Origin of the sequence: Aeromonas rivipollensis, assembly GCF_037811135.1 — a bacterium.
Lineage (GTDB): Bacteria > Pseudomonadota > Gammaproteobacteria > Enterobacterales > Aeromonadaceae > Aeromonas > Aeromonas rivipollensis.
The window spans coordinates 2,644,794-2,657,375 of record NZ_CP149130.1 but is presented as its reverse complement, the minus strand read 5'-3'; the positions used below and the strand labels follow the sequence as shown (position 1 = coordinate 2,657,375).

Sequence of the window (12,582 nt, the reverse complement as noted above, 5' to 3'; positions counted from 1 at the left end):
TCAGCAAAAAGGCTCCCTCGGGAGCCTTTTTGCTGCTGGATGATGTTGATCCCTAGAAGTGCCACTCCATCCCGATGGCGTAGTTGGCGGAGCCATAGCCCGGGATCTCGTTGCTGGAGGCGAGCGCCTTGAGGGTGAGACGGGCGCCCAGGGGAATGCCGAGCCCCATGCCGATGGCGACCTCGTCGCTCTGATCCCCCATCATGTCGACCCGCAGCGTGCGATAGAGGGAGAGATCCTGGCTCATCTGGGCATAGATCTGGGACGACTTGTTGTAGAGCTGACCGAAGATCTCCATCTGGAAGCCGTTCTGGGGCGTGATGGCCAGGGGAATGCCGGCGAAGCGATAGAGGTCCGAGTGGTTGAAATAGCTGTTGGTGATCTGGGGGGTGAAGTCGGTCTGCTGATAGAGGGTATTGAAATTGCGCTCGATCAGCCGATAGGTCTGCTCTGGCAGGCGCAGCAGGTAGTCCGGCACCTCGAAACGCACCCCGGCCAGGGCGGCCTGGGGCAGCAAGGCACAGGCGACAAGGGTGAGAGCAGGCAGAGCTGAACGCATAAGACGAGAGATCCCCAACGGTCGAGAGCACGGCATCCATGCCGGCAGCGCATGTAATTATCAAACTATCAGGAGCTTGGCTCCCCTGCTCATTATGTCGCGGGCGCGGGGAGCCGACAGGGTTTTAAGTGTGAAATACCTCACATCTCATAGATCTTCCAGATAGCGATAGAGACTCTTTAGGATCGCAAAGTTCCGTTCGTTACTCTGATTCTGCTCCGCCAGCGCCTCGAGACGGGGCACATAGTCCGGCAGACGGCGACTGAAGTAGTCGCTGCAGTGCAGGCGCCAGCGCTTCTGCTCCGCTTCGCTCAAGGTGTGGGGCCAGTTGCGGGCGCGATAGCGGAACAGCATCTCCGGCAGCCGTGAGTCGGTGAAGGCAAACTCCCGCTCGCCCAGCAGATCCGCCGGGGTGGCGCGCACCAGATCCATGGTGGACTTGTCACCGTGACCGAAGAAACCGGCGTAGAGCTGGGTATCGGGATCGCTGTCATTGCTGCCGGCAAACTCCTGATTGAACACCTCCACCAGTTTCTCCCGCACCTCGGGATGGGCCCGCAGCAGATCCAGGCTCTTGCGGCACTGCTCCCGGTCGATGCCAAGCTGATCGGCCCGCTCCGGGGTCAGGGTGGCGGCCGGCGCCAGCACCGGGCACTTGTTGATGTGCACCAGCTTCACCGGAATGGCCGCCAGATCCCCGAGATCATCCTTCCTGGTGTAGAGGCGCTCGCGGATCTCCTCGCTCGTGAGCTCGACAAGGGGGGTCGGGTCACGGGTCAGATCCACCATGATCACCGCATTCTGGTTGGTCGGATGCCAGGCCAGCGGCGACACCCAGCTTGCGCACCCCTGCCAGGGGGAGAACATGCCGGAGACGTGGACCAGGGGCTTCATGGTCACCACGTCGATGAGCGCCTTCACCTTGTTCTTGTTGCGCAGGGCAAACAGGTAGTCAAACAGCTTGGGCTGGGCCTTTTTCACCAGCTTGGCCATCTCTATGGTGGCCAGCACATCCGACAGCGCATCGTGGGCGTTGGCGTGGGCCACGCCATTGGCCACCGTCAACTTCTCCAGCCTGAAGCTCGGCTTGCCCTCGTCGTCAAGGGCCCACTCTATCCCCTCCGGGCGCAGGGCATAGCAGGCCCGCAGCATGTCGAGGATATCCCAGCGGGAGTTGCCGTTCTGCCAAGCGTAGGCATAGGGGTCATAGAAGTTGCGATAGAGGGTGTAGCGGGTCACCTCATCATCGAAGCGGATGCTGTTGTAGCCCAGCACGCAGGTGTTCGGGGTGGCGAACTGCTCGTGGATCTGGCGGATGAAATCCGCCTCGCAGAGCCCGTCCTTCATCGCCTTCTGCGGCGTGATGCCGGTGATGAGGCAGGCCTCCGGTTCCGGCAGGTAGTCCGCGGGCGGCTTGCAATAGATCACCAGCGGCTCGCCGATGAGGTTGAAGTCGGCGTCGGTGCGAATGCCCGCAAACTGCGACGGTCTGTCCCTGGCGGGGCTGATGCCGAAGGTCTCGTAATCGTGGAAATAGAAGGTAGGCTCGCTGCCGGGCTGTGCTGTTTTGCTCATGTTGCTCGAGGTGAGGTGTCCGATGGCGGCGCCATGGCGCCTGGGTGGGCGGTGCCATGCACCGCAGTTGCCAGCATGGTAAACCATAGCGCAGGCAGAGCGAAGCCCGGGCGCCCTGGCTGCCGGTTTATTGAACGCTCAAGGGTGTCGGCTCAAGGGAGGTACATGACTGCGGCTGGATGGGGGTTATCGGGCTGTACCCGGGGGCAGCGGCATCAGGGTGTGGAGGTCGAGCAGGGTGAAGAAGCCGCCTTCGTCGGGATACCAGCCGCCGGTGTCTATGTAGTAGACATTGCCAAGGCGGGCCGGGCGGCCTACCGGGGTGTGGCCCACCACCAGGGCGACGAGATCCTCTACACCGCTCTCGTCCAGCCGCTCGATGCGGCGCCTTGACCAGAGGCAGACGTTCTTGATGGCCCGAAGCTTCCCGCCGCTCACCCCCGTATCCAGTTGGTCCAGCAGCCCCTGCCAGGAGGAGAAGGGGCAATCGGCGTGGAGCAGCCCGACCGGGCCGGCCGGAGTGGCTACTTCGATGGCGATAGGCAGGGTGCGGTAGTGGGCGGCGAAGGTCGCCTGCTCGCCCGGGGTCAGTTGCTGAAACCAGCCGCCGCCGTTCTGGAGCCAGTTCTCCCGATCGCAGCTCTCGTAACGGCAGACGTAGTCGTCGTGATTGCCGCAGACAGGGTGAAACCAGGGCTTGGCCAGCCACTCGAGCACTGCTGTGCAGTCGGGGCCGCGATCCGTCAGATCCCCCACGGAGAAGAGGCGATCCCGAGCGGGATCGAATCCCGCCTGGTTCAGGGTCTGTTCCAGCCGCGAAAAGTAGCCGTGGATATCGCCGACGGCGAGATCCCGCCCCAGAGGATTGCGGGAGAAGCGTCGGATCAGCGGGGACGGGTTCATGGCTTGCCTCCTTGTCTGGTGTGACCGGCTCGCGGCGCCGCCGGATGACCGATGGGGGATCAGGGGCTCGTGGATAAGTGCAGCATGGCATGCTCTGCCTCCTCATAGTAGAGGCAGGTGGGGGAGGCTCTCCCCGTCGAGGTGACAGGCGGCCTGCATAACGGAGGGCAGTTTGCCGCCTTGCCGGCAGATCCCGGATAAAAAGATGCCAGTCGGTGTCGACTGGCATGCAAGGTATGGCCTGACGGATGCCCGGCGTCGGGATCAGAGCAGGTCTTCGAGCTGGTACTTCTTGAGCAGGGTGTCGAAGGTGCCATCGGCCTTGACGCTCTCGATGGCGGCATCGAACTGGCTCTTGAGCTTGTCATCGTTCTTGCGCAGGGCCACCGCCACCCCTTCTCCCAGGATCTTGTCCTGAGTGCCGTTGAACTGGGGACCGACGAAGGCGAACTGCTTGCCCATCTCCTTGTCGAGGAAGCCGACCTTCAACTGCACCATGTTGCCGAAGGTGTAGTCGGCGCGGCTGGACTGCAGATCCAGCATGGGGGACTGGGCGTTGACGTAGCGCTTGATCTTGGCCACCTCACCGTAGCGGGCGGTGATGAAGTTATCCTGGGGCGTGCCTTCCTGCACCGCTATCACCTTGCCCTTGAAGTGCTCAGGGGTGTCGGCAAAGTCGGCTGTCTTGTCGCTGCGCCCCACGAAGCGGTTCTGCATCATGTAGTAGACCTGGCTGAAGGCGACCTTCTGGCGCCGCTCGTCCGTGATGTTCATGGAGGACATGATGGCGTCGTACTTGCGCACCTGTAGGCCGGGGAGCAGGGCATCCCAGGGCTGGTTGATCACCTCGCACTCTGTCTTCATGGCCGCGCAGAGAGCATAGGCCAGATCCACTTCGAAGCCGCCGAGCTTGCCGCTGCTGTCGACCATCTCGAAGGGGGGGTAGGTGGCGTCGGTGGCGATCACCAGGGGTTTGGCGGCCGCCTGGCCGGCGGTGGCCAGAGCCACCAGCATCATTGCGGTGTTGAGTTTCATGGTCAGTCCCTTGAAGTGTGGTGTCATGCCTATGGTTCTAAATGGTGCCGGCCTCAGGGGCCGACGGCTATCTTGCGATGGGTGAGGGCCGGCAGCTGGCTGCGCACCCTGCGCTGGGCCGCCAGATCCAGGGTGGCGATGGCCAGTCCCTGACCCTCCTCTACCTGGGCCAGCACCCGGCCCCAGGGATCGATGATCATGCTGTGGCCGAAGGTGCGGCGCCCGCCGGGGTGCTCTCCCCCCTGGGCCGAGGCCAGCACGAAGGCGAGATTTTCCACCGCCCTGGCCCGCAGCAGCAGCTCCCAGTGCGCGAGCCCCGTGGTGTGGGTGAAGGCCGCTGGCAGGGCGATGAAGTCGGGGGCGGGCCCCAGGCGAAACAGCTCGGGGAAGCGCAGGTCGTAGCAGATCCCGAAGCGCAGCACGCCCCAGGGCAGGGGATGGCTCACCACCTCCCGGCCCGGGCTCATGGTCGCGGCCTCGTCATACTGCTCCTGCCCGGTGCAAAAGCCAAACAGGTGCAGCTTGTCGTAGCGGCTGGCGAGCTGCCCTCGCGGGTCGATGAGCAGGCTGCTGTTGTGCATCTTGCCGGGCTCGTCGCTTACGAGTGGCAATGTGCCCGCCAGCAGCCAGATCCCGAGCTCCCGGGCCAGCCCCTGGGCCCAGGCCAGCAGAGGGTGATCGCTCACGGGGGCGGCCAGGGCCACCCGCGCCCGCTCGTCGGCAGGCATCAGGTAGAAGTATTCGGGCAGCAGGGCCAGCTCGGCCCCCTCGGCCGCGGCCTGGCGCAGCAGCGCCTCGGCCTGGACCAGGTTGCTGGCGAGATCATCCCCGGAGACCATCTGCAGGACGGCAACGCGCACAGAATCCATGGTGCCTCCTAGACGCCGCACAGGCGCTCGGCGCCCGCCAGCAGGGTGTCGTCATCTTTGGAGAAGGAGAGGCGGATGACCCGCTGATCCGTGCCGTCGTGATAGAAGGCGGAGACCGGAATGGTGGCGACCCCGTGGTCGCGGATGAGCCGCTGCACGAAGAGGCTGTCCGGCTCGTCGCTTATCCGCTCGTAGCTCGCCAGCATAAAGAAGCTGCCCGCCGAGGGGAGCAGGGTAAAGCGCGAATCCCCCAGGGCCGAGACCAGCAGATCCCGCTTGCGTTGATAGAAGGCCGCCAGCCCCTGATAGTGGGCCGGTTGCTGCAACAGGTGGGCGAAGCCGTACTGCATGGGGGTGTCGGCGGCGAACATGGCGAACTGGTGCACCTTGCGGATCTCCTCCATCAGGGGGCGGGGCGCCACGCAGTAACCCACCCGCCAGCCGGTGACGTGGAAGGTCTTGCCGAAGGAGAAGACGGCGACGGAGCGCTCCACCAGCTCGGGGTAACGGATCACGCTCTGGTGCAGGGCGCCGTCGAACACCACGTGCTCGTACACCTCGTCCGAGAGGATCAGTATGTCGGTGCCGCGCACCAGGCGGGCGAGGTGCTCCTGATCCCCCGCCTGCCAGACGGTGCCGGTGGGGTTGTGGGGGGTGTTGAGCACTATCATGCGGGTACGCGGGGTGATGCGGGCCGCCACCTCATCCCAGGGGATGGCAAAGTCCGGCGCCTTGAGGGCGATCACCACAGGGGTGGCCCCTTGCAGCTGGATCATGGGGCGATAGCTGTCGAACGCCGGCTCGAACATGATCACCTCGTCCCCCGGGTGCACCAGGGCGGTGATGGCACAGAACAGTGCCTCGCTGGCGCTGGCGGTGATGGTGATTTCCTCGCCCGCGTCATAGTGGTGGCCATAGCTGGCCGCAATCTTGGCCGCCAGTTGCTCGCGCAGGGCGGGCAGCCCCGTCATGGGGGCATACTGGTTCTCCCCGGCCAGCATGGCCTCATGGGTCACCCGGATGAGCTCGGGATCGCAGGGGAAACTCGGGGCCCCCTGGGAGAGGTTGATGCTGGGATGGCGGGCGGCCAGATCCCCGATCACGCTGAAGATGGTGGTGCCCACCTGGGGCAGTTTGCTGACAATGCGGGGGGAAGACATGGCGCCGTCACCGATGTGTGTGAAAGATGTCCCTTTTTAGCCCTCGCTTCCTTGCCGGACAACGGATTATTCGGCATGTTATGCATGAGTTTTTCTCAAGCATGGAGGCTTGTATGTTGTCCAGCCAACCCCGCAGCCAGTTGCCCCTCTATGGCTTGCAGGTTTTCGAGTGTTCTGCCCGCCACCTGAGTTTCACCCTGGCCGCCGACGAGCTGTGCGTGAGCCAGGGGGCGGTGAGCAAGCAGATCGCCCAGCTGGAGGCCCGCCTCGGCCACCTGCTGTTCGTGCGAGGTACCCGTTGCCTGGCCTTGACCCCGGCCGCCGAGCGCCTGCTGCCCTTCGTTCGCGAAGGGCTGGCCCGCATGGGGGAGGGGCTCAGTGCCCTGCAGACTCTGCCCCACGAGCAGGCCATCAGCATCAAGGTGCCCTCCTGTGCCAGCCGCTGGCTGCTGCGACGGCTGCAGGCGTTCGAGGGGGAGGCAGTCGAAGTGCGCGGCAGCCACAGCCATGGCATCGACTTTTCCCGGGAGTCCTTCGATCTCGCCATCGTCTATCAACCCTGTCAGGCCAGGTACCCCCATAGCCAGCCGCTGTTCCAGGAGCGGCTGACCCCGGTCTGCGCCCCCGCCTTTGCCGCCAAGCACCGTCTGTTCGAGCGCACCATAGAAGAGCTGCCCCGGCTGCCCCTGCTCCATGCCAGCGCGGATCGACGGGACTGGCGCAACTGGTTCGCCGCCTTCCTCGCCACCCCCTGGCAGCCCCAGGGGGGACAGCTGTTCGATACCCTGGACCTGGCGATGAATGCCGCGCTGCAGGGGTTTGGCCTCTCCCTCGGGGATCCCACAATCGTGGCCGAGGAGCTGGAGAGCGGCGCCCTGGTCGCTCCCTTCGCCCCCGTGCTGGAGACGGACCACGAGTACGCCCTGCTCGCCCGGCCAGACAGCCGGCGCCAGGGGGTAGACAGGGTCTGCCGCTGGCTGCTGGAGGGGGATACCATCTAGTCGAACCCGTCACGCCACACGGATGAGATGTGTGCAGATAGGTATGTGCTGTGGACTTGGCGCACCTCCTCTCGCGGCACAGTTACAACTCCAACTCGATAATGGGGAGCTCCCATCGTTCGCTTCGAATTTGTGCTTGGTAGGGCTCGTCTTCCTGCTCTTTGCTTCGCTCAACCATAGCGATCACTGTGGCATGCCGGATTGCTGAAAATTGGCTTTGCCATATTTGATGAGCACTTTGGGAAAGCCGAGCAACGGTTTTTTGGCCATGGAACACATGAAGTTTCTGAAGATTATCGATATCAATACGCACTGCGTCTCCGACTTGTAATCGGCGAAGTTGGTGGTGGATAGGATTGTTTTCGTTACTACGTCCTGCAAAACCAATATCAAGTTGACGCATTCCCATAATGGTAAAACGGCGTAGTCGGGCAGGTGATGTGGCTTGGTGCGACTCGTTGTAACAACATTCGTTGATAAGAGGAAGGTGCGGATGCCGCTGATCCACGCGGGACATAACCACTAAACGTTGTATTGCTCGGGTCATTGCTACATAGAAAAGGCGTCTCTCTTCCTCGATGTTGTTCGAGTTGCGTTCTGCGCAGCGTTGCCATCCGCCATCAAGGATCAGTACATAGCGATACTCCTCACCCTTGACCCCATGTACTGTGCTCAGCAGTACTCCCTTGCCAAAGCGGATCTGGCGTCTTTGCTCGCCAAGATACTCGTAGAGGAACATCAGGAAGTGGTGGGCGGAAAGGGCATGCTCCCCCTGACTGCCTTGCCATTGCTCGATTAGTTCATGCAGCAGAGTCTCCCAACGATTGGCCTGCTCTAGCGGGGGGAGTGGGGCAGCAAGTTGCTCAACTGTCAGCAGGGAATGGCCTTGCTGTTGTAACCAACTCTGGTAGCGCAAGATCTCGCGGCAGCGGTGAACCGGGAAACCGTGCTCTTTATCCAGGTTAAAGCGGCAGGGGATGGCGGCATCCGCCAGAGCCGAGCGAACCCAGGTCAGCTCCTCTTTCTCCAGCCCGTTACGGGCCAGCACTGCGATCGACTCCAGTGGACAGTCCGGATCCTTCTGACGGATGAGCGCGATATGTCTCACGACTTCGGCCGCCTGTTGGGGCGCATCCAGACACTGCTGGATGATGACTCTGCCTCGCGCAGTCTCCAGTTCCTCCCAGTGGCCACCGGGGACCTCCATCTTGCGCCGTTCGTCGATCACGATGGGGTGCGCTCGCTTCATGCGATCCTGATTGTGCTCTATCAAGCGGTTGGCCGTTTCGATGATGTGGGCCGTGGATCGGTAGTTCCAGGTCAGAAAGTGGGTTTGGGCGTTGTAGTCTTGCTCAAAACGGCGGATAAAGCTCACATTTGCTTCGCGAAAGGCGTAGATGGACTGGTCGTCATCACCCACTGCCATCAGATGCAAACGAGCTTCTTCATCCTCTTCGCTCTTGCCCACCAGTGCCGCGATAAGTTGGTACTGCTGCTCGTCTATGTCCTGATACTCATCGACGAGCAAAAATTGCAGACCACCAAGCAGTCTCTCTCTCTGTTCTTCGAGCTCGAGGCCGAGCTGACTTTGCTCACCGCGGAGCAGCTTGATTGCATCATCGATGATGGCGGAGAAATTGATATCGTCCGATGTTCGGTTTTGCATTGCATTACCGGTCAGGCTCATGGCAAGACCGTGGAAGGTGAATACCGATACCCGGGCGCCATCGCGTCCCAGTAGTTCAACCAGACGGCGGCGCAGTGAGATTGCTGCGTTGTGGTTGTAGCAAAGCAGCATGATCTTGGCCGGATCGACCTGTTTGACTCGCAGCAGGTAGGCGCAGCGATGGATGATTACCTTGCTCTTGCCCGAACCTGGGCCAGCCAGTATCAGCAAATTTTGTTCGGGCGGGGCCTGGACTATCTGCTCCTGAGGCCGGTTGTGCAGATCTTCGACAATGCGCTTCCAAGAGTGTTCGCTAGTTGCTAGTTCCAGGATCTTGCCTCTTCCCTTGAAGTAGTGACCGAGGAATTTGTCGGCCTCCATTGAGAAGTAATTGGTCACCAGCTCCTTGGCTCTTTTGAAGTGCTCCAGTCCAATGCGGGCATATTCGTTCATCACATGGATCTGGATGACCTTCTGGCGGTAGTGATGTTCGAGGGGTTGGTAGTCCGTCTTGCCGTACTGCTGTTGACGCTCCGAGGTCAGGGTGAGGGTCATGGCGGTGCGGAAAACGGCGAGGCCATTTTGCAGCACCACCGCATGTTGCTCGTGCAGATAGAGTAGCGCCCGTTCGGCCCCTTTGAGTAGCCACTCCTGCTGGCTGCTAGCTTCTCGCTTATTCATCAGCTGGGTAACATCCATATCTTCACGCAGGTATTTAACCAATTGCTCCAGAGCAAACGAGATCATCACCTGACGCTGGACACTCTCCTCGCTACTGGCCAGTTGGGTGTAGAGAAAATCGAGGGTGGCTCCGGTGACAGCATGGCGCTGAGCGATAGTCTGCTCTATTTGTGCCCATGGTCGGTTAAAGGTTATCTGGTAGTGATCTCGGGAGAGGTATTTGACATCTATCGCGCCTTTCTCACCTCCCGAGCGGCCATCCTGGGACCAACTGGTCAGCAGATTTCGTAAAAGGCCCGGGTTACATTGCTCATGGCCCTGTTCCTTGATGGCTTGGTTGAGGTGTCGCATGTTGAGAGGGTGACCAACTCTGGCATCGGGGTCGGGCAGTTGCTCCCGCAAGGTCGTGAGCATCTCCTTCTCAATGCTGTGTACCTGGCCAGTGAGTATCCGGGCGTTGTCTTTCCCTTTGGGACGGATCCAGGCGGTGAGCAGCATGCCTTGTGAGAGCAGCCCGACATCCGCCATCTGGGTGAGCACTCGCATCACTTCGCTGGCTTGTACGCCGCGTCCCTGATCGGCCATGTACTGACCGGCCTCTTCGGCAATGCTATCGGCACTGAGACCGTCATCATCGGCTGCATTGATCAGTGCCTGGATAACGGCCTGCCAGATAGCTTTGGCCTTTGGAGCAAGTTTCAGGCTCTCAATCAGGTCCATCGCCTCCTTCGTGGAGGCAAACAGGGGGCGCCCTTGAAACACCTGGGTGATGTTGTCGCTGCGTTCCAGATAACCGGTGCGCTCGAGCCAGGCGATAGCCGTCTTGACCTTGGTATCGGCATTGCTGTCGTCGGCGGCGAAGCTGGTCTCTACATCGGGTTGGTTGATGAGCTCTGCACTGGTTGCAACCAATGGGGATGGGGGCTCCTGTTTGCTTCCCTTATTGGCCCGGATCCGTATTCCGCGCAGGATCTGTTTGATGTCTCGCAGGCTAACTTCACTCATGGCCTCGAGTCGGAACTGTTTCTCTATATCCTGTTCATCAAAGAGCAATACGCAGTGCGCCTGCCTCGTATCGCGTCCCGCTCGCCCCGCTTCTTGCAAATAGTTTTCGAGGGAGCCGGGAATATCGGCGTGGACCACCAGGCGCACATCATCTTTGTCGATCCCCATGCCAAAGGCATTGGTTGCACAGATGACCCGTATCTCGCCATTGATAAATTGCTCCAGAGTCTCCTTCTTTGTGGCATTGTCCATTCGGGCGTAAAAGCGGGCGACGGGAAGGGGCTGTTGTTGCCCGAGAAAATCGGCCAGTTCGTCCACATTACGTTTGGTCGCGCAGTAGATAACGCAGGAACCAGGCTTATCTTCACCGAAGAACTGCTCGAGTAAGTTGAGGATATGTCCGTGTTTATTGAGACCGGGGCATTCGATGACTGCGTACTCGAGGTTTGTTCGCTCAACCCCCCCTTCCAGTCGGCGCAGTGGTTGGGGCAGCTTGTCGAGAAACTGGTCGCAGATGTCTGTAACCACATCCGGCTTGGCCGTTGCTGTGTAGCAAAAGACTGGTGGAACGGGGACTTGTTGCTCGCTGGCAATGGTAGCGATGGCCTTGGCGCAGTAGAGATAATCGGGGCGAAAATCATGGCCCCATTTTGATAAGCAGTGTGCCTCGTCAAATACCCAGCCACCGATCTGACGTTGTCGTATGGCTTGCTTGACGGTGCGATTGCGAAGCTGCTCGGGGGAGATATAGAGCAGGGCGATATCCCCCATGCGGATCTGTTCGAGAATCGCACCACGTTCAGGCAGGGTGAGCAGTCCGGATATGGCCGCGACACCTTCGATACCTGCCTTGAATTTAAGGTTGTCCACCTGATCTTTCATTAGTGCCTGTAGCGGCGAGATCACGATAGTGAGAGCGCCACTGCGCTGGTTGCGTACCAGTGCGGGGAGCTGGTAGCAGAGCGATTTACCACCGCTGGTGGGCAGGATGCCAAGTAGCGCGACTCCGGCCATTGCTTCCTCAACAAGGGTCTTTTGCAATGGGGTTCCATCAGGCAGGCTTCGGAAGTTGTCGAGTTCAAAGATGCGTTGCAGATGACGGCGGGCATCGTGGTTCTCCTGACAGTAGCCGCAGTCAGCGTGACCACAGTGGCGTTCGCGAACTGTGTTGATGATCTCCGCTGTTTGAGGAAAGCGACGCCAAATCCAGGGGGGTAGTACAGAGTTTCCGCCGGACACAGGCAACCAGGCGCAAGCATAGGCCAGCGGCAACAACAGCATGGGTTGGCGCAAGGCATCGCCAATCACCCGGTTAAGCTGATTGGGGCAGGCTTTCTCGTGGGCAATGCTCTTAATGAGGGTGGGCAGCTCAGAAACCTTGACCAGAGGACGACCCGTTAACCTGGCAAATACCAGAGAGAGACCTTGAGTGCTGAACTGTGCTGTGACTCCTTGGCTAAAAAGATATTGATAGAGTTGTAGCTGGGGCAGGGGTAAGGACTGCAGGACGGCCAATTGTTCGGAGAAAACCTGCAGGGCGAGTCTTGCATCGGCGACCGGATCATTGAGGGCATCTCGTACCAGTTTGTAATCTTTGACCAAGCGGTGATAGGGATTCTTGGGAAAGGCAAGGGGTGAGAGATAGAGAGTATCGATCACCGGTTTATCGAGAAGCTGTTGGGGACGCACCGCCTGTTTGGCTAACCAGGGGAGATCAAAATCCAGAATATTATGGCCGAGAACCAAGTCTGCATGATGGGCTAGATTGTTAAGTTCTTTGATGGAGAGTTCTTGAGGACCTTTAAGGCTTAATTGCTGATCATCAAGAAGTGCACCAAGGTGCCGTAAGTTATCATCCCGTGTTAATTCAAGGTCAAAAGAGAGGATCTTGTCATTTCCGAGAACAGATGAGAGTAGAAGATTCATCAACAGCCATCTCCATCTGGTACAATTCATCCAGATAATAATTAGTGCTATTAGATCATGGGGTTGGCGCTACTTTACCTGATAAAAGGGAGAGTTGGCATCGTTCTGCGTTGATTTTTATGCTGCATGTTGCAAACCTTTTCTACCAATGGACCTCTGCATACAGGATCCTGAGTTGGTCCGGCTATAAAACACGTAACAA

The 12,582-nt window shown here is 60.0% G+C and carries 8 protein-coding genes; 1 reads left to right on the top strand and 7 read right to left on the bottom strand.

The genetic code is table 11. The annotated features are described in order from the left end of the window. Nucleotides 1–52: 52 nt before the first annotated feature. The 6 genes from WIR04_RS12000 to WIR04_RS11975 form a co-directional block, all read right to left on the bottom strand. The gene (locus WIR04_RS12000; RefSeq protein WP_338887152.1) at nt 53–559 is read right to left on the bottom strand and encodes a hypothetical protein; all 507 of its coding nucleotides are present in this window, start codon (nt 557–559) and stop codon (nt 53–55) included. Between the two features lie 147 nt (nt 560–706). Continuing rightward, nucleotides 707–2,134, bottom strand: a complete 1,428-nt coding sequence (gene sbcB / locus WIR04_RS11995) for an exodeoxyribonuclease I (RefSeq protein WP_338887150.1) — start codon at nt 2,132–2,134, stop codon at nt 707–709. A 186-nt stretch (nt 2,135–2,320) separates the two neighbouring features. Next, on the bottom strand, nt 2,321–3,037 hold the full coding sequence (locus tag WIR04_RS11990) for a metallophosphoesterase (RefSeq protein WP_338887148.1): 717 nt from the start codon (nt 3,035–3,037) through the stop codon (nt 2,321–2,323). 264 nt (nt 3,038–3,301) lie between these two features. Further along, entirely contained in the window at nt 3,302–4,072 is a 771-nt protein-coding gene (locus tag WIR04_RS11985) for an ABC transporter substrate-binding protein (protein ID WP_338887146.1), read from the bottom strand. A gap of 53 nt (nt 4,073–4,125) precedes the next feature. After that, nucleotides 4,126–4,941, bottom strand: coding sequence for a carbon-nitrogen hydrolase family protein (locus tag WIR04_RS11980; RefSeq protein ID WP_338887145.1), 816 nt, complete (start codon nt 4,939–4,941; stop codon nt 4,126–4,128). 8 nt (nt 4,942–4,949) lie between these two features. Continuing rightward, nucleotides 4,950–6,101, bottom strand: coding sequence for a methionine aminotransferase (locus WIR04_RS11975; RefSeq protein ID WP_338887143.1), 1,152 nt, complete (start codon nt 6,099–6,101; stop codon nt 4,950–4,952). A 113-nt stretch (nt 6,102–6,214) separates the two neighbouring features. Here WIR04_RS11975 and WIR04_RS11970 point away from each other — a divergent pair, with 113 nt between their 5' ends. Continuing rightward, on the top strand, nt 6,215–7,102 hold the full coding sequence (locus tag WIR04_RS11970) for a LysR family transcriptional regulator (protein ID WP_338887140.1): 888 nt from the start codon (nt 6,215–6,217) through the stop codon (nt 7,100–7,102). A gap of 82 nt (nt 7,103–7,184) precedes the next feature. Here the strand turns inward: WIR04_RS11970 and WIR04_RS11965 are convergent, their stop codons facing one another. Next, nucleotides 7,185–12,380 carry a RecQ family ATP-dependent DNA helicase gene (locus WIR04_RS11965; protein WP_338887138.1) on the bottom strand — a complete coding sequence of 1,732 codons (5,196 nt, stop codon included), beginning with the start codon at nt 12,378–12,380 and terminating at the stop codon, nt 7,185–7,187. Between the last annotated feature and the right edge of the window lie 202 nt (nt 12,381–12,582).